We start from the raw sequence: 22098 nt of genomic DNA on the forward strand, positions 1-22098 counted from the left end.
CTATGCGTAAGATTATTTCTTATTTTATTAGATACCATGTTGCTGTAGATGTTATTGTAATTGCGTTTATAGTATTTGGGATTTTTGGAGCGCTTTCTCTTAAGTCTTCTTTCTTTCCGCTAACAGATTCCAAGAATGTTAGTATTAGTGTGATATATCCAGGAGCTTCGCCATTAGAAGTTGAAGAAGGTATTATTCTTAAGATCGAAGATAATCTTAAAGGATTAGCAGGAGTGGAAAGAGTAACTTCTACATCCAGAGAAAATAGCGGTAGTATCAATGTAGAAATCGAGAAAGGAAAGGATATCGATTTTATGCTACTCGAAGTTAAAAATGCTGTAGATCGAGTACCTACATTTCCAACAGGAATGGAGCCTATAGTGGTGTCGAAGCAAGAGGCCATTAGGCAAACCATTAATTTTGCGGTAAGTGGAGATGAAATACCTTTAAGTACACTAAAACAAATCGCCAGACAGATTGAAAATGATCTAAGAGGAATTGAAGGAATTTCTCAAATTGGTATTACAGGATATCCAGATGAAGAAATAGAGATAGCGGTAAATGAAACAAGTTTATTAGCGTATCAGTTGAGTTTTAATGAAGTGGCTCAAGCAGTAAGTCAAGCTAATATTTTGACTACTGGTGGTACCATTAAAACAAATGCAGAAGAATATTTGATCAGAGCGAATAACAGGTCTTATTATGCTAGTGAACTTTCAAATTTGGTAATTAGAGCAGAAGCATCGGGTAGAACTATTAGACTTAAAGACGTTGCTGAGATAAGAGATCGTTTTTCCGAATCACCAAACGCATCGTACTTTAATGGAGATTTAGCGGTTAACATTGAAATAACAAGTACTAATACTGAGGATCTAATTTCTTCTGCCGAAAAAACAAAAGAATACATTACAGAATTTAATGAGAAGTATACCAATGTTCAGTTAAACGTAATTAGTGACCGTTCGATCACCTTAGTGCAGAGAACCAAATTGCTTACCGAAAACGCCATTATCGGAATGATATTGGTATTAATATTTTTATCATTGTTCCTAAATACACGATTGGCATTTTGGGTAGCTTTTGGACTTCCGATAGCATTCTTAGGAATGTTTGTGTTTGCAGGTTATTTTGATGTAACCATTAATGTATTATCTCTTTTTGGGATGATTATTGTAATTGGTATTTTGGTTGATGATGGTATCGTTATAGCAGAAAATATCTATCAACATTATGAAAAAGGGAAAAGTCCTATTCAGGCTGCGATAGATGGAACTATGGAAGTGATACCACCGATCGTTTCTGCCATTATTACTACAATATTAGCGTTTGGAATCTTTTTGTTTCTCGATGGTCGTATTGGAGATTTCTTTGGCGAAGTTTCCGTAATTGTAGTACTTACCCTTACCGTTTCTTTGGTAGAAGCACTGATAATTTTACCTGCGCATTTAGCGCATTCAAAAGCACTAAAAGCAGAAGATAATAAACCAAAGAAAGGGATCGCTAAACTCTTCTCTAAGCTAAGAGATATTAATAAGTTTGGAGATAGAATTATGAAATGGCTTAGAGATAATATTTATAGCCCAATGCTCGGTTTTTCTTTAAAGAATAAGATTTTTACCTTTTCTATTTTTCTAGTGATTCTGATCCTTACAGGAGGAAGTATTGGAGGAGGAATTGTAAGAACAGCATTTTTTCCACGTATCGCTAGTGATGTAATCTCCGTGGACTTAGGAATGCCTAACGGAACCAATGAGAAAATTACAGATTCTATCATTTCTATGATCGAAGAGAAAGCTTGGATCGTAAATAAAGAGCTTAGCGAAGAATATTTGGGAGGAGAAGATTATGAAGGGAAACAACTTTTCGAAAATATTATTAGAAGTATTTCGTCGTCTTCAAATGCATCATTAAGAATTAACATGCTACCAGGAGAAGAGCGACCTAATGTGCTAAATTCTGGATTAGTAGCCAATCGTATTCGTGAAAAAGTAGGTCCGGTTTTTGGAACCGAACGATTAATTTTTGGATCGGGAGGAAATTTTGGAGGAAGTCCAGTTTCTGTTTCTCTTTTAGGAAGTAATATCAAAGAATTAAAAGCAGCAAAGCAAGAGTTTAAGACGATATTAGAAAATGATTCTCGATTAAAAGATGTAGCAGATAATGACCCAGCCGGTATTAAAGAAATAAAAATAGAACTTAAAGAGAATGCATATGCTTTAGGACTTAATCTTAGAGATGTGATGGCTCAGGTAAGAGGTGGTTTTTTTGGAATACAAGCACAACGATTCCAAAGAGGTCAGGACGAAATACGAGTTTGGGTGCGATATGATAGAGAAAATCGATCTTCTATTTTAGATCTGGATAATATGCGAATTTCGACACCAACTGGAGCAAGAATTCCGTTAAACGAAATTGTAAATTATTCTATAGAAAGAGGTGATGTTGCAGTCAATCATTTAGATGGGAGGAGAGAAGTACAAATTTCGGCAGATTTAAAAGATCCGGAAACAACAAGTTCTACGGATGTGTTAGAAGAAATTAGATCCGAAATCATGCCAGATATTATTGCAAAATACCCTACAGTTACTCCATCATATGAAGGACAAAATCGAGAGGCAGGTAAGTTTTTAGGATCTCTTGGTCCAGTTGGTTTAACAGCATTAGCCTTAATCTATATCACCATTGCTTTTACTTTTAGAAGTTATAGTCAACCTTTATTATTACTTCTGTTGATTCCATTAAGCCTACCAGCTGTAGCCTTTGGACATTGGATACACGGATTTCCAATTAATATATTATCCTTATTAGGAATCATTGCTCTTATCGGTATTATGGTTAATGATGGTTTGGTACTGATAGGTAAGTTTAATAGTAATTTAAGAGCAGGAATGACTTTCGATAATGCGATTTATGAAGCTGGTAAATCAAGATTTAGAGCAATTTTTCTAACATCCTTAACTACCATAGCAGGATTAGCACCATTAATTTTTGAAGAAAGTAGACAAGCTAAATTCTTGATACCAATGGCAATTTCAATAGCCTATGGGATTGGATTTGCCACCGTACTTACCTTATTAGTTTTACCATTGTTTTTATCGTTTAGTAATACCATTAAAGTAGGAACTAAATGGTTAGCTACCGGTAATAAAATAACGAAAGAAGAAGTAGAAAGAGCTATCAAAGAACAAAAAGAGGAACAAGAAGAGCAATATGAATTACAACCATAAATCACTGATTACATTTATCTTGTTGGTGGTAGTTGCAGGTAGTGTTGCTGCCCAAAAACTAACGAAACAAGAAGCAATTCGGTTAACATTAGAAAACAATTATGGAATTCTAATAGCAACCAATACCATCGAAACTGCTAAAAACAATAAGGGAATTCTAAATTCGGGATACCTTCCAACATTAACAGGAAATGCTGGAGCTACTTATCAAGAAGCATCTTCCAATACGTCATTCCAAGGTGCCATCGATCAAAATACGGGTTTACCTAGACCAGATATCGAAATTGAGGGAGCGGAAACGCAGCGTTATAACGCATCTTTAAATCTTAACTATACATTGTTTGATGGATTAGGAAGATACTATAATTATAAAAGATTAAAAGAGCAATACAATCTTACAGAGCTACAAGCACGAGAAACTATAGAAAACACCTTGTTACAATTATTTACGGTGTACTATGAAGTGGCTAGACTTACAGAGAATGAGCAGATTTTGGAAGAAACACTACGTATTTCAAAAGAGCGAGTAACCCGATCGAATTATCAGTTCGAGTATGGACAAAACACAAAACTTAATGTATTAAATGCCGAAGTAGATGTCGCTAATGATAGTATCAATTTAATAAATACGAGACAACAGTTGACCAATACCAAAAGGGATTTAAACGTAATCGTAGATAATGAGTTAGAAAAACAATTCTCTGTAGATACGATAGTGAAGTTTATCTCTAGATTAGAAATGGATAGTTATATAGAAAAATCTATAGAAAACAACGTCACCTTATTACAGAATGAAAGTAATATTCGTATCAGTGATTACGATATTAAGGTAAGTAAATCTGGGTATTTACCAACAATTGGCTTGAATGGATCTTATGGCTGGAATGAAAATCGAAATCCACCATCTGCGTTTTTTCCAGGGAATGTTGCAGATACCTATACCTTATCAGGAGGAGTAAGTTTAAGTTGGAATCTATTTGATGGAGGAGGAACGATTACAAGAGTAAAAAATGCTAAAATAGCTTTAGATAATCAGGAATTAGCCAAGTTACAAGTAGAACAGCAAGTTAAAAGGGATATTGCCAATGCTTTAGGGAACTACGAAAACCGGCTGAAAGTGTATGAAATACAACAGCAAAACGTAGTGACGAATCAGAATAATTTTGAGCGTTCGAAAGAACGTTTCAAGCTGGGACAGATTACTTCTATAGAGTTTCGACAAGCACAGATTAATCTCATAAATGCAAAAACAAATAAAAACCTGGCTAAATATGATGCTAAGTTAGCAGAATTGCAATTATTGCAACTTACAGGTCAGTTGCTAAATATTGAATTTTAAGCAATTCGAAGTATTTTTGATAGTAAAAGATCAAAAAATAACAACATATAATAGTATGTTCGAACATTTTTTTCAATGTCCCTACTGCTGGGAAGAAATATCAATGTTATTAGATCCTTCTATTACATATCAGGTATATGTAGAAGATTGCGAAGTATGCTGTAATCCTATAGAGATACATCCGCGTTTCGAAGAACAGGTATTAATAGCCTTCGAAGCGTTGAATATAGAACAATAAATACCTTTTGTTTACCAAACAGTACAAATTAGCTCTTGTTATTTCATTACACATTCCTTTAATTTATGATATTAAAATCATAACAAAAGTTTATCTTTAAGAACTACGGTAATATCATTCTGAAGAGTAACATAAAAACAGTTTTTCAAATTTTTTATGTGTTCTTCTAAATCAAAAAAATAGTAAATAATAAAATGAGAATTTTATACACATTAATCATAGTTTTTGCTTTTTTAAGTTGTGATGAGAATAAAGAAAATAGATCTTTAAATCCCGAAAACTGGGCTAAAAGAAAGGTAACATCACAATTAAGTGATTCTTTAAACTATGGAAAATCATATTTGTCAGTTTATTCTCAGATTTACAGTATTAATGAACATAAGATCCATAATCTTACGTCAATGGTTAGTTTAAGAAATACCAGTGATTTGGATACAATTTATATTTTAAGAGCAGAATATTATGATACAAATGGTAAATCCGTGAGGAAATATTTTGATCATTCAATTTATTTGGCTCCAATGGAAACAACAGAAATCGTAATCGATGAAATCGATATATCCGGAGGAACAGGCTCCAATTTTATTTTTGAATGGAAAACACCCAAAGACTGCCCAGAACCACTTTTTGAAGGGGTGATGACTTCTACATTAGGACAGCAAGGATTGTCTTTTACCACGCAGGCTAAAAGAATAAAATAACACGCACTTATCTAGAATATCTTTTTTTATAATAGCCTAAATATTTCTATTTATTGATCTTCACTAAAAATATGTAGAAGACTGCGAAGTATATTGCAACCACTTTGAGATGTATCCAGGTTTCGAAGAACAGGTATAAATTCCCTTCGAAACGTTGAAAATTGAGCAATAATCCATTGAATTTCCATTCGTCGACAGTAAATTACCATTCGTCTACAGTTAAAATGATTCTAACGACATGTAAGGGATTACCTCGTTAAAATTATTGAATTTTACTAAACAGGAGCGAATTCCCGTAAGTTTAAAATTAAAACCTGATGAGAAATTTAAAAATTTTATTAATAGAAGACGACGAGATCGAAAGAATGAAATTTACAAGAGTGTTAAAAAAAAATAACTACGCTTGTAAATTGGAAGAAGCTACTAACGGTGAAGAAGCTGTAGAAATTTTAGAAGATGAAACCAAAACTCCAGACCTAATTTTATTAGATCTGAACATGCCAAAAATGAATGGCATCGAGTTCCTAAAAAGTCTAAAATCCAACAGTCAATTAAAATATGTTCCGGTTATCATTTTAAGTACATCAAATAATCATCAGGATCTTAAAAGGTGCTACGAGGAAGGGATTGCGGGATATTTAGTAAAACCATTAAAGTACGAAGATTACGTAGAAAAGATAAAAGCTTTGATAGAATATTGGGGAAAAAATGAGTTAATTTCTGTTTAAAGTACCAGAAAACTCGTAAATTAACTAATCTCTAAACAACATATTATGAAAGGAATCGTATTTACAGAGTTTTTACAATTAGTCGAAGATAAATTTGGTCTGGAAATGGTAGACCAAATTATTGAGGAATCCAACTTACCATCTAATGGAGTGTATACTGCCATAGGAACTTATGAGTTTTCAGAAATGCTTAGTCTGATTACCAACCTTAGTAAGAACACAAACATAAAAACAGATGATTTGCTACTTACCTATGCCGAACATTTTTTTGGAGTACTGGCTGGTGGCTATCCTCAACTTATAGAAAGATATACAGACCCTCTAGATTTATTAGAATCCATTGAAAATCACATTCATGTAGAGGTAAGAAAAATATACCCTAGTGCAGAGCTCCCTACTTTTGAGGTGTTGGAAAGAACTCCAGACTCATTAGCGATGATTTATAAATCTAGTAGAGCTATGTATAGTTTTGGACTAGGACTCATGCACAAAACATTTGAACATTTTAACAAAAAGGCTGTCATTACTTGCGATAAATTAAAAGATGATGGAACAGAAGTTAAATTTATGATTCAAATGACTAATGGGTGAAATTAAACCAGACATATTGCAGCGAGCGCTACAAAGAGAAAAAGCAGCTCGGAAACAAGCAGAAGGAATTTTAGAGGATAAGTCCAGAGAGTTATACAATGTTGCTCAAGAATTAAAAACAGTTAATGAGCAATTAGAATCGGTCTTAGCAAAGAAAAGTTCAGAGCTTCAAGGAATGTTTCATAATCTTGTTGATGCCTATGTGCTCATGAAGGTAAATGGAGATATTTTGGAAATGAACGATGCAGCTAAAGAACTATTCGGATACGATCCTAAGAATGAAAAACTAAATGTGATTTCTCTGATTCATAAAGAGGATATTAATTATGCGATGAATTCTTTTCAGGAGCTTGTTACCGAAGGATTTTTTACAGATTATGTGGCTAGAGCAGTAACGAAAGACAATGGTGTGCGTATCGTGCATATTAATGGTAGTGTAATCAAAGATAAAAATAATGAAGTAATCGCGGCTCAAGGTATCGTAAGAGATATTACAAGCCAGATAGAAGCACAGCAACTAAAAGAAGAATTACTTAGGAATCTCGAACAAAGTAATAAAGAGCTAAATGATTTTGCACACGTGGTGTCACATGATTTAAAATCACCACTTCGTAGTATGAATGCTCTGATTACCTGGTTCAAAGAAGACTATGAAGATAAACTAGACGAAGGAGCTATGAAATCATTCGATTCATTACTCAATAAAATTGAAAAAATGGATCATATGATCGACGGGATTTTAAGCTATTCGAGTATTGATAAAAACGAGAAGGAGAAGCAGAAAGTCAATCTTAATAAAATTGTATCCGATATATTAGAAATGATTTTCATCCCAGAAACTTTTAGCGTAAATATCCATGATATGTTACCAGTTGTAATGGGAGATAAGTTTAGATTTCAACAATTGTTTCAGAATATTATTAGTAATGCAATAAAATATAATGATAAAGAAAAAGGTGTTTTAGATATCAAATGTAGAGAGATTGGTGGTTTTTGGGAGTTTACGCTTGCAGATAATGGACCAGGAATTCCAAAGGCATACCACCGCAAAATTTTTGAGATTTTTCAAACAGCACAGGATAAAACTAAGTCTACCGGTATTGGATTATCGATCGTAAAAAAGATCGTTAATATGTATGGCGGAGAAGTACAAGTTTCATCCGAAGAAAATAAAGGCACAACATTTTTATTCACTCTTAAAAAAACCTCTAAATGAAAATTCAACAATACGAAAGAAACGGACAAGGTGAATGGGTAGCTACCCAATCCTATACCGAAAAGTTACGGAACCCGTTGGTTTTAGTATTTGGAAATCGATTCATTTTAGAAAAAGAACCGATTTTAGAAGAGGTATCAGGACTTTTTGGAACCAGTGAAATAATTATTGGCTCTTCTGCTGGAGAAATTTTAGGAGGTAATGTTTCTGACAATACAGTTTCACTAACAGCTATAGAATTCGAAAGAAGTACCATAAAACTAAGTCGTCAAAATATTCTGGATAATGATAAGAATACCTTTGAAACAGGAAAAAAATTAGCAGCTGGATTACCCGCCGATAACCTGAAACATATTTTTATTGTTAGTGAAGGAAGTTTTGTAAATGGTTCTGCACTAATTGATGGTATCGAAGAAGTATATAAAGACATTCCATGTACTGGAGGACTGTGTGGTGATGATGCAAGGTTCGAAAAAACACTAGTCGGATATAACGAAAAGCCCAAAGAAGGAGAAATTGTTGCAGTTGGATTTTATGGAGATACCTTACAGATTACGAGTGCTCAATATGGAGGATGGAATCCATTTGGTCCAGAAAGAATTATTACAAAATCAGTAGATAATATTTTATACGAGTTAGACAATCAACCAGCGCTGGATTTGTACAAAAAATACTTAGGAGATAAAGCATCAGAATTGCCACAGTCCGCTCTTTTATATCCACTAAGTGTGAAAACGGAAGGGCGTAAAGAAGCAATCGTAAGAACGATACTAAATATCGACGAAGAAAAAAATGCCATGATTTTAGCAGGTGATGTACCAGAAGGATCTGTGGTGCAGTTGATGATGGCTAATATCGATAAAATTGCGGAAGGAGCTTCGAAAGCAGCAGAAATTGCTATGGAGTCTCGTGATAAAGATCCACAATTAGCGCTATTGGTAAGTTGTATCGGAAGAAAATTGGTAATGGATCAACGAGTAGAAGAAGAGATAGAGGAAGTCATTGAAGAGGTAGGTAAAAATGCAGCGATTACAGGTTTTTATTCTTATGGAGAGTTAGCACCTTTTAGTAATAGTACAAGATGCGAACTCCATAATCAAACCATGACCTTAACCTTATTGAGTGAATAACAATGAATTCATTATTGAAGCGACAGATAAGAAAACACTTATCTGAAGAATTAAAAAATAATCCTGAGATACAAAGCTTTTTAGCCGCAATCGAAGGTTCATATAACACCTACGAAGAGCAATTTTCGATGCTGCAGAGGGCGATGTCGATAAGTTCACAAGAGTTGTTTGACGCTAATAAAAGACTAACAGAAGAAGCCAAACAACAGCGAATGGTGATAAAAAGATTGAATGATGTTATAAAAACACTTCAATCTATAGGTAACAAAGAAGTAACCAAAGAAATCAAAGATCTTACAGGAATTGAGTTAGCCACATTGATAGAAGAACAAGCGGCTAAGATTTCTGCCTTTGAAAAGCAAAGAGCAAAGATGCTCAGGGATTTAGAAAAAAGTAATGAAGAGCTTACAAGCTATGCACAAGTAGTATCGCATGATTTAAAATCGCCTTTGCGCAATGTAAGTGCCCTGATTTCTTGGATAAAGGAAGATGCTGAGCAAATGGGAGGAACTGCATTAAGTCATCTTGCTCATATCGAAAAGAATATAAGTAAGATGGATAATATGATCGGAGGAATTTTGGAATATTCGCTGGTCGACAAAAAGGATAAAATTGTAAATCTGGTAGATTTAAATGTATTGATATATCAAACGATTGAGTCACTACACGCCCCAGATTTTATAGAATTTAGTATAGATAATAGGCTTCCTACAATAAAAAAGGATCCGCATAGAATCAAGCAATTATTTCAAAACTTGATTAGCAATGCGATTAAGGGAATGGATAAGGAAGAAGGGTATATCTATATTGGCTCTAGAGAAGAAGAAGAGTATTGGGAATTTTACATAAAAGACAACGGAAAGGGGATTCCGGAAAAGTATCACACAAAGATTTTTAAAATGTTTCAGAGTATCGACTCCACAAAAGAGTCTACTGGAATTGGATTATCTATTGTTAAAAAGATCATAGATTACTATGAAGGAAAAATTTGGTTGGAATCTGTCGTCGGTGAAGGAACTACCTTCTACTTTACGATAAAAAAATGAAAAAAGTATGTTAATAAATTCTACAGACCCCCATAATGTAGCAAAAACAATTAAAGAAAAATCAAAAGGTCGAAACGTTGTACTATCAATACCAGATAATTATCCGGTAGATGTCGAAATGCTTATCGAAGAATTGAACAAACTCGATGTGCAGTTCATGGGAGGAATTGTTCCCAAAATCATTTATCAAAATATGGTGTTAGATGAAGGTGTGGTTGCTAATTTTTTAGACCACGTAGTAACTCAGTTTGTGATAGAAAACATTAGAGAGAAAGATTTTACTATTCCTCAAATTCCATTTGAAAGAGAAAAAGATTATTGCGCTTTTACCATGCTAGATGGTTTAACTGGTAATATATCCCATTATTTATCAGAAGTATATCGGGTGCTCGGTAATAATTGCCTATATCTAGGCGGAGGTGCCGGAAGCCTTACTTTGGAACAAAAACCTTGTGTTTTTAGTAATGAAGGTTTTTTTATGAATGCAGCCATAACCGTAGTTTATGAAGGTTCAGGCAGTCTAGGTGTGCAACACGGATGGGAAAAAATTGAAGGTCCTATCATCGCTACAAAAACCGATAAAAATGTAATACAAGAACTGAATTGGAGAAATGCTTTCGAGGTATATAAAGAAATCGTAGAAGCAGATAGCAATAAAGAAATAGGTAAAGAAAATTTCTTTGATATTGCAAAATCATATCCGTTTGGTGTTGTAAAAGATAACTCGGAATGTATCGTAAGAGACCCTATTGCTACAAATGAAAAAGGAGAATTAATATGTGTGGGTGAGGTATTTAATAACACCGTTGTGGATGTATTAAAAGGAAATCGATGTAGCCTGGTAAAGTCTGCAGAGAAGGCCGCGAAAATGGCCATTGAGAATTTTTCGGATCCCAGGTCTGGAGTCATCATCGATTGTATATCTCGTGCATTATTTTTAGAAGAAGAGTTTCAAAACGAATTAGATACCGTAGTAGATTTGTTGAAAGAGCAAAATGATCAAATGTTCATTGGTGGAGCATTAACATTAGGAGAAATATCTTCTTTTAATGGGTATTTAGAACTTTTTAATAAGACTATTGTAGTCGGACTATTTGGTAAAAAATGAGTGTAAATATCAACAAACATATCGCAGACATTCTTCAGCTCTACGAGTTTTCTATGTCCATAGGAAAGACGCTAGATTTTCATAAGAATTGTGATAACTTTCTGAAGCTATTGTTGGCCAGAAAAAACCTAAGTGGTTGCTGTGTAATCTCCAAAGAAGGAGATGACTTTACGAGATCTTATGCATATCCTGATGGATTGGTAGATGATAGAATGATAGAGCATAGTGGATTCCTTACAGATTGTTTTAAGGATGACACTATAAAAACCGGTATGTTTGAAGATAATACGAAGGAAATGGTTTCTTCCTGTAGAACACAAGGTTCCTGGTTGTTTTTTAACTTAAAAAACGATAAGGGATTGATGCTCATGAATCATAAAGGAACCCCATTTAATCAGGTAGAGATTAATCAGCTAACACCGATTATGGAAAAATTCTCGATTTCTCTAAAAGCCTGTGAATCCTTTATGAGAAGAGATAACTTACTAAAGAGATTAACAAAGCAAAATAAAGAGCTAAGAGAATATACACAGGTGATTTCGCATGATTTAAAATCTCCACTAAGAAATATTGTTACTTTAATTGCCTGGACGAAAGAAGATGGAGAAAATCTTCAGGATGATGTTATGCAAAACTTAGAAAGTATTGAGGATAACATCGAGAAAATGGATAACCTTATAAAGGGATTACATGCATATTCTACGATCGATAAGTTCGAAGAAAATGATAAAGAGATTGAGGTTGCAACATTTTTGGACGGAATTATAGAATCTTTAGAGGTTCCTGACAATATAGAAATCATGGTAGATAGTAATATCTCTACCTTATCGATACACCCAACACTCTTTCAAAACCTGTTTCAACATTTAATAAGTAATGCGGTCAATAGTATTGACGAGGAAAATAAAAAAGGAAAAATTAGTATTAACATAAAAGGAGAAGAAACACAACTAAAATGTAGCGTTCAGGATAATGGAAAAGGAATACCAGAAAAATATCAAGAACGGGTTTTTGAGCTATTCGAAAGCATAGATTCTAAAAAGGAATGCGTTGGAATTGGATTACCAATCATCAAAAAAATTATCGATTATTACGATGGTGATCTGCTATTAGAATCAGAAGAAGGTAAAGGAACCACATTTAGTTTCTCTTTAAAAAAAGAATGAACTATGAACGAAGCCCCAAATTTGTCGTACATTAAAGAATTATCAGCCGGATCAGAAGAATTTGAAGAAAAAATAATCGGATTGCTCAAAAGAGAATTTCCTGAGGAAAAAAATGAATTTTTGAATAATTACAACAGTAGTGTATTTAAAGCAGCAGCAGAAAATGTTCACAAATTAAAGCATAAGATCGGAATGCTTGGTTTTGAAGATGGATACCAGACTACGATCGCCTTTGAAGAAGGCTTACTTAAGGGAGAATATTCCTTATTTTCAAAATTTATGCTTATTTTAGACTCCATTGATGAATTTCTTAAAAATTTATAAGGAGAATGAATTGTATTATTATAGACGATGAAGAAGCAGCGAGGTTAATTATTGGTCAATTATGCACTCAGGTAGATGATCTGGATGTAATTGAAGAGTTTCCCAACGCCATTCAAGCTATCAAATTCTTGAATAAAGAGTCTATAGATCTTATATTTTTGGATATTCATATGCCTGATTTTACAGGGTTTGATTTTATTCAAACCCTTAAGAATCCGCCTAAGATCATTCTAACTACCTCAGACAAGAATTTCGCTTTAGAAGCTTTTGAATATGAGTGTATTGTAGATTATCTAATCAAGCCTGTAACCTTACCGAGATTTTTAAAAGCCATTCAAAAAGCGGAAAGTACTCCTGCTTTGGATGTAGCTGCATCTTCATCGAGTACGGGAGAAGCTAAAGGCACAGGTTCTGAAGAAAATGATCTATATATCAATATTGATCGTAGATTAATTAAAATAGATATTCCTACTATTAATGTGATAGAAGCCAAAGGGGATTATATTCTTATTAAAACAGAAAAGCAAAATTATACAGTGCATTCTACTTTAAAAAAGATCGAAGAAAAACTTCCTGAAGATGTTTTTTTAAAAGTACATAGATCCTATGTGATTAACTTCAAGAAAATCATCGATATAGAAGATAACAGTGTATTAATCGCCAAAGATGTGATTCCTGTGAGTAGATCTAAGCGTCCTGAATTAATGAGACGATTAAATCTTCTATAACAGCATCAAAAAATATATTTTTATTTAGATCGTGTTCTACACGATCTTTTTTTATGCTTAATAATAAAGTTACCTTGGAGTATTCAAATCAATCAGTTTAAAAACACATAATTTTGATTTAATAGAGACTATAATCATATATTCTTAGGATAAAATAGTTGCAGTTTTTGTTTTGGAAAAACATCTTCCCCCTTTTCTACCTAACAAGTTGGCATCATCATTATCAATATTTCTTTTTAAAGGAAAGAAGCCAAAAGTCCTCCAGTAACTGAGATAGTCACAATAAAAAAATGTATGCATCTATTCTAGTATTAAAGTATCTCTTTTGTATTAATAAACGTACTATAAACTTTTCATTATCCTTAATTCGTCTTGAAATTGTTCTTTTAAATGATCGAAATTATTGTGCAGTTCGAAGATCGTTTACTAGAATTACTTGTATATAAAAACAGTTTGTCGAATTTATAAAATTGATGGTTAAACAAGACGAATGCCATTTATCGAAAGTTTGCTGCTGTTAAACAGTTAATTACTACCATAAATCGAGTTTCGACGAAAATTTTCGTACACAATAACTTACATTTCGTCGATAGACATCTACCATTCGTCGAAAAATACAACCGTTAATCGGTTATCTGAGTAATTTCATTGTAGGAAAAATATGGTATGCGCACTTTATGATTCCACGTTCTATTTTTTATTTACTAATAACCCTAAAAAGACATTTGCTATGAGATATTTACTGTTTTTATTTTTACTGTTCTTATTACCTTCATGTGCTGTAGAAGACGACTACGTTCCAACATCTATAGAACCAATATTTATGGATAATCCATCAGCAAAATTATTAGTTGATATTATCTATGTAGTACCTTCAAAAAACTATAATCAGTCAAAGTACGCAATGGATGAAACTAGATTTATGGATTTTATCAATGGTTGTTTTTTTAATAGACATAACATTGGTTTCGAGATGGGAGAATCCAGAGTTCTTATTAATAGCGAGTTATACGATCTTAAGGATAACAGAGATCAAGAATCCTCGGTATTCAATACAGAAACTCAGGATTCTTATAGACAAGATAGAATGAACATATATATCATTCCAAGAACAAATACGGTTGCTATTGCAGGAATTGGACTGAAGCAAAGAGCATTAATAACTGATGAATTTTTATTCACTACGACTGCTCCACATGAAATAGGGCATGCATTAGGACTTTCTCACAAAGAGGTAGAAGGAAACATTATGTGCAGAGTAAAACCTTACTTACGTAAAGAATTTGATAGTGATCAAGTAGATACGATGTATAATAAGATTTTAAGTATCAACTAATCTAATAGATCTTATTACTAATAAACCCAGTACAAAATATAAAGAGTATAATAAAATAATGTGTTTCGATTTTTATGTTTACCTAAAACGGTAGGATTTTGATCTCTTCCTACCGTTTTTTAAATCGTTTTAAGCACATTTTACCTTTATCGAGGTCAGAAAACCACTCACCTAATCAACAAAACCATTCATCGAGTAATTCTTTTTAGAGGCTTCATCTTCAATACTTTTGAGATATAGAAACCAAATATTTAAAGCCGTGAAAAATACTATTACCTTTTTATTAGCCTTAATTTGCTTCGCAGCAAATGCCCAACAAACGTTCGAATGTAACGATGGAACTTTTTACCAGGTAATCTCTGGATCAATGAAAGCCTACGATCCTATTACAGGTTCTTATTCTGAAGCCTTACATTCTTATGATACTTATAACGCTGGTGGTTATAACGTAGTGGATAACTACTTATATGCTATTAAGAAGAGTGATAAACACTTATTACGTATCGCAAAAGATATGGTGATAGATTTAGGAGCAGTTGCTCCAAACGGAACTACAGTTTTTGGAGGTGGATATGCAGCTGATGTAGATCCAGATGGTAACTTATGGGTATTCCAAAATAATACAAAAAGAACTTTCCATAAAATAATAAATCTTAAAGACTATGATGGTAGTTATTCTCCGCAATTCGAGATTGTAGAAGCAGATGTTACTGCGCCAAGTACATGTGCAGACATCGTTTATGTAAATGGAGCTTTTTACGGAGGTAGTAGAGGTAAGATTTTTAAATGGGATCTATCTTCAGGAACTCCTGTGTTTTCGAGTAAATCAGTAGCCAATTTACCATCCAGTACGTTTGGAGCTGCTTATGCGGATACAGATAATAGATTATATTTTTCAGACAATAATGGAGGTTTATATTTAATCAATGATTATGAAGGCGCTAATCCTTCGGCAACTCTTTTAAACTTAACAGAAACTACCAATTCCAATGACGGTTTTAAATGTGCAAGTGGTATTTCTCCTTTAGATAAAGACGCAGATGGTATTTTGGATTCTATGGATGCAGATGTAGATGGAGATGGTTTATCTAACGTATTTGAGTGTAATGGTACAGATCCTTATGGAGATATAGATGATGATGGAATGTTTAACTACTTAGATAATGATATCAGTGGTAACGGAGACAATGTAGTACAAGATGCATTTGATAGAGATAGTGATGGGAATCCAGATTTCTTAGATATCGATTCTGATAATGATGGTATTTATGATATCGTAGAAGCAGGTGGAGGAGCTAATGATACCAATAATGATGGTGTGTTTAATAATCAAGATATAAACTATCAGGATACAGATAATGATGGAATCGCTGATACGTATGATGTAGATCAGTTAGGTACAGAATTTATTCCTTTAGATACAGATAATGATCAGGTATATGATTGTTATGATATCGATTCTGATAACGATGGAATTATAGATCTAATAGAAGGTCAGGAAGAGAACTCCTTTTTAGGACTTTCGGGTAACGATGAAGATGCGGACGGAATGGATGATAACTTCGATCCTGATTTTGGTGGAACTACAAATGGAACAGTGAATACAGATAATACCGATGCGTATGATCATTTAGATACGGATTCTGATAATGATGGGATTTCTGATCATATAGAAGCTTATGATAGTGATGGTGATGGTGTAGCAGAAACAGAAGCTTCTGGAGTAGATTCTGATAATGATGGATTAGATGATCACTATGATCAAAGAAAAACAGGTTTTGATTCTGAAAATGGAGGTCAAACACCAGCCAATTTTCCAATACCAGCAATTTGCGATAGATATAACTACTTAGGTGAATTTAATTCCAATGGAAAACCATTGTATTTAGATGGACAAGATGTGGTTTCTCAGGAAACAGTAGATATGATACATAATGCATTGCCAGAAGGATATCCAGTTCCTGATTTTAATCCTCATTATATCTCATCAGGGTATGATACGGATGTAGTAGTACAGGAAAATGCTGAGATTTGGGTAACTTTTGTAGGAGAAGGAGCTGGATATAAAAATACACTTGGATTCTATACGTATGATGCAGACAATCCATATACTACCGTTCCGCAGCCAGAAGACATTACAGTAATTTTTCCGAATGTATCTGCCGTAGGTAGTGGAGGTGAGTTAGAAATAGGGGATAAAGTAAAAATAGGAAGTTTTCCTCCTAATACAGGTATTGGATGGGTATTATTAGCAGATGCATGGAAAGATGGATGTGTAGATACAGGAAACTGGCAATTATACTCTAATCCTGATTACAACCCAGAAAGTGATGAAACTTTACGATACCATAACGTATTGCTAAACGATCCGGATTCTGAAAGAATAATTCTTGGATTCGAAGATATTAGAAGAGATTATGCGTCTTGCGATCAGGATTTTAATGATGCATTATTCTATATCACTGCAAGTCCTATTACAGCAATAAAAACAGATAATTATGCAGATATTAATAGTGCTACAGATGTTACATCGGCAAATGATGGAGGATTAGAAAGTAACGGAGATTTAGCTAGCTTAATTGCTAAGCGTAACTTTAATAGAACAAAATCTAATTCGATTTTTAATACTAAAAAATCGCAGAGAAGCTTTCAGCCAGGACTTGTTTCTTATAACTCAAAAAATAATGGAAATTTAAGTACATATTTCCCTGCAACGGGAGTACTTGGATCTGAGTCAGCATATGTGTCTAGTCCAGAAGATTTATTAGAAATTACAAATGCAAATACGGTATTTTCAGTTGATTATTATAATAACGAAAAAAGAGTGGCAGCTGCTTTAGCAACTTCTACTACAGGTAAGATATATGATCATTCTAAAACAATCTGTGATCGTCTTAACGGATCTAAATTGTTAGACTTAAGAACTGTAGCTATCAGAAACCATACGATCATTAGTACGCGAATTGAGAGAGCTTCTGGTGAGATTGAGTACGCACTTACATTCTCTATCAAAGAAGGAGAATCAGAAAATGAAATTTATAGCCTTTGGAATATAGATAGCTATCCAGAAGGAGATTATACCAATTTCCAGGTGTGGGGCGGTTCTGTAGCACAAGTAGCTAATATTGCGAATCATATCTTAGATACTTTTATCGCAGAAAAGCCAATGAGAAGTCACGAAGTAGCTGATAGAATTCCGACAGTGTATGTAGAAAAAGGAAACTATACAAATGGAGAACTTACATTAAGTATAGTAAATACAACAGGAGCTTCTTCGATGGACTTTAATGGAAATATTAGAAGAACTGAATTATCAGCAGAAGTACAACTGAACCAAGCAATAGCATTGTCTGGCGAGTATAGAGAAGAAATCAAAGTAGCAACTGGATTCTTATTCGATATCGGATTCTCAGTAAATGGAACAGAATCTACACAACTAGATGCATTATACCTTGCAGATGGTCCTTGGGGAATTGATTATACAGAAGAAGGAGTGATTATAGAATCATTCGAAGTGTTAGAGCAAATAGAAGGAGCTACAGAAGAGAACCATACGATAGAAAGAGGCATTACAGTGAGCGGAGAAGTAAAAGAAACAATGAATATCTTCAGAAATATTGTAGCAGGAGAAGGTACATTGAATGTAGAAGCTTATGATGCATTACAATTCCAAATGAATACAGACAGAGACATTGAAGTAATCTTAGTAACAAAAGATCTTGTAGATTGGAATAACAGATTAAGATATACTGTAAAAGCAGGTGCTAAAAGTAAAATGCATACAATAGCTTTCTCAGATTTTGTAGATGGACAAGGAGCAAGTACAGAAGTTGCAGATGTAAGAAGTATCGTATTCTCTATACAAGGAGACTATCAAAACTTCGAACTGTTTGATGTAGCTATTACAGAAGTAGCATTTACAAACAGCTCTGTACTAAGCGTAGATGAGTATGAGATTGAGGATAAGCTGACCAAAGTAATGAATTATCCAAATCCATTTCAGATGACCACTTCTATTAGAGTGCCTGAAACAATGCAAGGAAATATTCAAATCACAGTAGTTGATATGCTAGGAAGAGTAATTAGAAATGAAAAACTAGAAATGGTAGCTCCTAATGTAGCTAGATTCAACGGAGAAGAGTTAACAGCAGGATTATATAAGTATATCGTATCAGATGATCACAAGAAAAGTTACCAAGGAAGTTTTATGAAAAAATAGAGTATTGATTTCGGTTGGGTTTTTGGGGTCTACTAAGAATAGCGAGGATAGGTGTTGTTTCCTCGCTATTTTTTTATGCTTTATTCCTTATGGAAATCTTTTAATTTTTTATTAGCAATTGTTATCAAATTACAATCTTAATTTTTCAATCTTTTTATTAAAAAGTGGTTTTTCTAAGAAGTACCATTTTAGTTTAAAACCAATTTCAGTAAATTCAAAACCGGCAGCAGTTGCAGAAGCTATATTACTATACTTTCCATAAATGTGAGCCATAAATCTTTCAGAAAAATGATGACCAATTTTTCCTTCTGCTCTAAAGGTAGTAGAAGCAGGATCTTCTTCTACAAACTGGCGTCCTACAGCTGCACTTAAACTATAAAACCAATCATTATTCTGGTCATTCAACAATTCAGCAAAAACTTCTACTAAATGAAATGATGACGGACTGAAATAAATGGTTGGTACTTGATCTTTAAAAGAAATATACTGATAATTAATACCGGTTTTTAGAACAGGTCTGTTTAAAATATTATAGTATAATGAAGTGAACAATAAATTTCTGGTATTATCATCGGATTGAGTTGTATATATGGCCTGAGTATACCATCCTAAATTAATGTTGGTACCAAGGTTATAATTTATGGAGTAATTATTCATGATAATTTCTCTATCAATAAGATCTGCATTAAAATTTTGTAATTCTCTTTTGTAACCAAAATCTAAACTCTGAAGTCTGAAAGGTTTGGTGCTAATAATCACTTCACCAATGACACCTGTATAACTGGTTGTATTTGCATCAGATGCATTAAATCCAAGATTTGCTTTTAATCCTATCCTGCCTCCAAATTTATAATCCAACCCAATTAGAGCTTCTTGGGACTCGGCTTTACTACCTGTTTCAGTATTTTCTGTAGTTCTAAAAGAATAGCTGCCTCTTATTTTTAGTTTTGGAGATAGTGGTATTTCAGTATTAAAATTGGTACTTATGGCTTCATTATTGCCATTATCAAAAGTATATGCCGTCCTATTTTCTATAAAAGGCGTATGAGATTTTTTTAAGGTAGCGATTAGTTTTTCTGCATCGGGTTGTTTTGGATAAAAGAATAAAGTTTTAAAGGCAAATTCATAAGACTTCATGTCTAAACCAGATGCTCTATATGCATTGGCGATTCCCAAATTACCATCGAATGAGCTTTCGCTTTTAGCAAGAATTTTTTGATATTGATCCAGACTCAGTCCAAAATCACTAGTATACATTCCTAAAGTAGCTCGTAAACTTAAAAGGTTAGTACTTTCTGGATATTGTTTTTCAAATTCTAATAATGTGCTCTTTGCTTCTTTAAACTTTTTATTCCAGAATAAGGCCTGGATATAGCGTTCGTAGGATGATATCAGAAGATTCTCATCTGATGGAGATAATTTTTTCGCTTTACGAAGTGCTTCACTTGCCTGTTCTAATGCTTTCTTTTCTTTAAATCTTTTGTGAGATACTAACGATAGTCCTTGTAAAGAGGTAATACTATCTTTAGGGTTTGTAGCAATCGTACGGTAAGCTTTTTCTGCATTATCATACTGTTCTAGAATGATATAGATATTAGCTTGATTTAGCAAGGTGTCTTTATCTTCAGGGAAATCATTTAGATTTTGCTCTAATAGGTTTAATGCTTCTTCGTATTCTTTATTCTGGGATAGTGTGAAAGCATATCCTAGTCTAATGTATTTTCTAGAAATCAGAGCATTTGGATTTCCTGCTTGTATCGATAATGCTTTATTAACAGTCTCCAGCGCTTGGGGATATTTTTTTAGGTTAGAAAGGGTATTTGCATATCCTAGTACCGCTGCAAAACTAGTACTGTTTTCTTCCACTATAGTTTGATAGTAGGTTTCCGCTTTTTCATAATTCTTATTCCATAATAAAGACTCTGCATAGTTTAGTTTTATTTCATAGTCATTTGGATATATACTTTTTAGTTCTGTAAAAAGAGCAACTGCTTTTTCCGATTCTCCTAATAGTCCTATTGCACGCCCATAACATAATTTTGCAGTTCTGTTATCGGGATAATTTTTAAGGATACCTTCAAAAAAGGACTTGGCTTCTTGGTAGCGACCATTTTCTAGATAACCAAACCCTTCTTTCATATCTTGACCATTGGTCAAGGTTATTACAAAAAGAAGGAAAACCAAAAGTATTTTTTTGTTCATATACCGTATTTGGAATAACAAGTTACTAATATTTTTTGAAGATAAATTCTCCATAGAATATAATACTTGTAAGTTAAGTTTTTGAGTTAATATTAAAAATATAAACGTACTTTTTTTGAGGGAATATTCAACTTTATAAGACGGAATTCTCCCTTTTAGTAAAAAAAGATTCAGTTTTAAATGTTAAAAAAAGAGGTAAAAAGAGGTTTTTTATACTTTAAAAAGTTAATTAAATGTTAATTTTATCGATTAAAGGCATTTAAAACCGTTGTAATACATGATTTCTTGTCAAGACCTTACTAAAATTACGGTTTTACAGTATTTATTTAAAAGATAATACATTTAACTTTACAGTAAGTTGATTCATAGTTATTTATATTCAGCTTAGTCGTCATAAATTAAAAGAATAAATCTTCGGTTGCCCTTCGAAGAAAGTAGAAATTAAAATGATTAATTTATAACAACAACAACACTTTTACCTTGTTTTTTACAACAAATAAAAGCAAGGCCCCAAAATCTTAAACAACAATGAATACAATCCACATCATTATTCCTTTTCGCGACACATAGTTTTATAGGATCTAGCAAAAGTTTTGGAATGAAGAAATCCTTTGCTAAAGTGCTTTTGAAGAACGTATATGATTTAAAAATATATGTTATGTATTCTTTAAAAAACTTTTAGACCAATTTATGATAGTATATAGTTCTATTGCACAATACCATAGATGTTTGTTTTAAAATGGCGCTGATGGTAAATACTTCATCTAATGATATTTGTCATTCGTCGATCATAAAAAGT

16 protein-coding genes are annotated in these 22098 nt (G+C 33.2%); 15 read left to right on the forward strand and 1 reads right to left on the reverse strand.

All coding sequences use genetic code 11. The annotated features are described in order from the left end of the window. Positions 1-2: 2 nt before the first annotated feature. The 15 genes from Q1B37_RS09900 (at position 3) to Q1B37_RS09970 (ending at position 19097) form a co-directional block, all read left to right on the forward strand. Positions 3-3227: an efflux RND transporter permease subunit gene (locus Q1B37_RS09900; protein WP_299898315.1), complete on the forward strand. Its 3225-nt coding sequence runs from the start codon at positions 3-5 to the stop codon at positions 3225-3227. After that, positions 3211-4566: a TolC family protein gene (locus Q1B37_RS09905; protein WP_299605838.1), complete on the forward strand. Its 1356-nt coding sequence runs from the start codon at positions 3211-3213 to the stop codon at positions 4564-4566. The genes Q1B37_RS09900 and Q1B37_RS09905 overlap by 17 nt, the downstream gene beginning before the upstream one ends. Positions 4567-4621: 55 nt before the next feature. Further along, a complete protein-coding gene (locus Q1B37_RS09910) occupies positions 4622-4804 on the forward strand; it encodes a CPXCG motif-containing cysteine-rich protein (protein ID WP_299605840.1) in 183 nt (60 codons plus the stop codon). A 194-nt stretch (positions 4805-4998) separates the two neighbouring features. After that, positions 4999-5505 carry a DUF3124 domain-containing protein gene (locus Q1B37_RS09915; protein ID WP_299898317.1) on the forward strand — a complete coding sequence of 169 codons (507 nt, stop codon included), beginning with the start codon at positions 4999-5001 and terminating at the stop codon, positions 5503-5505. A gap of 317 nt (positions 5506-5822) precedes the next feature. Further along, entirely contained in the window at positions 5823-6233 is a 411-nt protein-coding gene (locus Q1B37_RS09920) for a response regulator (protein ID WP_299605844.1), read from the forward strand. A gap of 45 nt (positions 6234-6278) precedes the next feature. Beyond that, positions 6279-6824, forward strand: coding sequence for a heme NO-binding domain-containing protein (locus Q1B37_RS09925; RefSeq protein ID WP_299605846.1), 546 nt, complete (start codon positions 6279-6281; stop codon positions 6822-6824). After that, a complete protein-coding gene (locus Q1B37_RS09930) occupies positions 6817-8040 on the forward strand; it encodes an ATP-binding protein (RefSeq protein ID WP_299898319.1) in 1224 nt (407 codons plus the stop codon). The genes Q1B37_RS09925 and Q1B37_RS09930 overlap by 8 nt, the downstream gene beginning before the upstream one ends. Beyond that, a complete protein-coding gene (locus tag Q1B37_RS09935; protein ID WP_299898321.1) occupies positions 8037-9170 on the forward strand; it encodes an FIST N-terminal domain-containing protein in 1134 nt (377 codons plus the stop codon). The genes Q1B37_RS09930 and Q1B37_RS09935 overlap by 4 nt, the downstream gene beginning before the upstream one ends. 2 nt (positions 9171-9172) lie before the next feature. Next, a complete protein-coding gene (locus Q1B37_RS09940) occupies positions 9173-10216 on the forward strand; it encodes an ATP-binding protein (protein ID WP_299898323.1) in 1044 nt (347 codons plus the stop codon). A gap of 7 nt (positions 10217-10223) precedes the next feature. Continuing rightward, on the forward strand, positions 10224-11324 hold the full coding sequence (locus tag Q1B37_RS09945; protein WP_299605858.1) for an FIST C-terminal domain-containing protein: 1101 nt from the start codon (positions 10224-10226) through the stop codon (positions 11322-11324). Further along, complete coding sequence (locus Q1B37_RS09950) at positions 11321-12490, forward strand: HAMP domain-containing sensor histidine kinase (protein ID WP_299898325.1); 1170 nt, start codon at positions 11321-11323, stop codon at positions 12488-12490. Before Q1B37_RS09945 ends, Q1B37_RS09950 begins: the two co-directional genes overlap by 4 nt. A gap of 3 nt (positions 12491-12493) precedes the next feature. After that, positions 12494-12814, forward strand: a complete 321-nt coding sequence (locus tag Q1B37_RS09955) for an Hpt domain-containing protein (protein WP_299605864.1) — start codon at positions 12494-12496, stop codon at positions 12812-12814. Positions 12815-12819: 5 nt separating this feature from the next. Then, positions 12820-13542, forward strand: coding sequence for a LytTR family DNA-binding domain-containing protein (locus tag Q1B37_RS09960; RefSeq protein WP_299898327.1), 723 nt, complete (start codon positions 12820-12822; stop codon positions 13540-13542). 730 nt (positions 13543-14272) lie between these two features. After that, the gene (locus tag Q1B37_RS09965) at positions 14273-14878 is read left to right on the forward strand and encodes a matrixin family metalloprotease (protein WP_299898329.1); all 606 of its coding nucleotides are present in this window, start codon (positions 14273-14275) and stop codon (positions 14876-14878) included. Positions 14879-15137: 259 nt separating this feature from the next. After that, a complete protein-coding gene (locus Q1B37_RS09970) occupies positions 15138-19097 on the forward strand; it encodes a DUF4114 domain-containing protein (RefSeq protein WP_299898331.1) in 3960 nt (1319 codons plus the stop codon). Between the two features lie 129 nt (positions 19098-19226). Here Q1B37_RS09970 and Q1B37_RS09975 read toward each other — a convergent pair whose 3' ends face one another. After that, positions 19227-21299, reverse strand: coding sequence for a tetratricopeptide repeat protein (locus tag Q1B37_RS09975; RefSeq protein ID WP_299898333.1), 2073 nt, complete (start codon positions 21297-21299; stop codon positions 19227-19229). Positions 21300-22098 lie beyond the last annotated feature (799 nt).

The sequence above is a fragment of the uncultured Aquimarina sp. genome, assembly GCF_947492965.1.
In the GTDB taxonomy this organism is placed as follows: domain Bacteria; phylum Bacteroidota; class Bacteroidia; order Flavobacteriales; family Flavobacteriaceae; genus Aquimarina.

Bases quoted from the DNA above. Each gene is read 5' to 3' on its own strand.
- Q1B37_RS09900 (WP_299898315.1), top strand. From the start codon at position 3: ATGCGTAAGATTATTTCTTATTTTATTAGATACCATGTTGCTGTAGAT.
- Q1B37_RS09905 (WP_299605838.1), top strand. From the start codon at position 3,211: ATGAATTACAACCATAAATCACTGATTACATTTATCTTGTTGGTGGTA.
- Q1B37_RS09910 (WP_299605840.1), top strand. From the start codon at position 4,622: ATGTTCGAACATTTTTTTCAATGTCCCTACTGCTGGGAAGAAATATCA.
- Q1B37_RS09915 (WP_299898317.1), top strand. From the start codon at position 4,999: ATGAGAATTTTATACACATTAATCATAGTTTTTGCTTTTTTAAGTTGT.
- Q1B37_RS09920 (WP_299605844.1), top strand. From the start codon at position 5,823: ATGAGAAATTTAAAAATTTTATTAATAGAAGACGACGAGATCGAAAGA.
- Q1B37_RS09925 (WP_299605846.1), top strand. From the start codon at position 6,279: ATGAAAGGAATCGTATTTACAGAGTTTTTACAATTAGTCGAAGATAAA.
- Q1B37_RS09930 (WP_299898319.1), top strand. From the start codon at position 6,817: ATGGGTGAAATTAAACCAGACATATTGCAGCGAGCGCTACAAAGAGAA.
- Q1B37_RS09935 (WP_299898321.1), top strand. From the start codon at position 8,037: ATGAAAATTCAACAATACGAAAGAAACGGACAAGGTGAATGGGTAGCT.
- Q1B37_RS09940 (WP_299898323.1), top strand. From the start codon at position 9,173: ATGAATTCATTATTGAAGCGACAGATAAGAAAACACTTATCTGAAGAA.
- Q1B37_RS09945 (WP_299605858.1), top strand. From the start codon at position 10,224: ATGTTAATAAATTCTACAGACCCCCATAATGTAGCAAAAACAATTAAA.
- Q1B37_RS09950 (WP_299898325.1), top strand. From the start codon at position 11,321: ATGAGTGTAAATATCAACAAACATATCGCAGACATTCTTCAGCTCTAC.
- Q1B37_RS09955 (WP_299605864.1), top strand. From the start codon at position 12,494: ATGAACGAAGCCCCAAATTTGTCGTACATTAAAGAATTATCAGCCGGA.
- Q1B37_RS09960 (WP_299898327.1), top strand. From the start codon at position 12,820: ATGAATTGTATTATTATAGACGATGAAGAAGCAGCGAGGTTAATTATT.
- Q1B37_RS09965 (WP_299898329.1), top strand. From the start codon at position 14,273: ATGAGATATTTACTGTTTTTATTTTTACTGTTCTTATTACCTTCATGT.
- Q1B37_RS09975 (WP_299898333.1), bottom strand. From the start codon at position 21,299: ATGAACAAAAAAATACTTTTGGTTTTCCTTCTTTTTGTAATAACCTTG.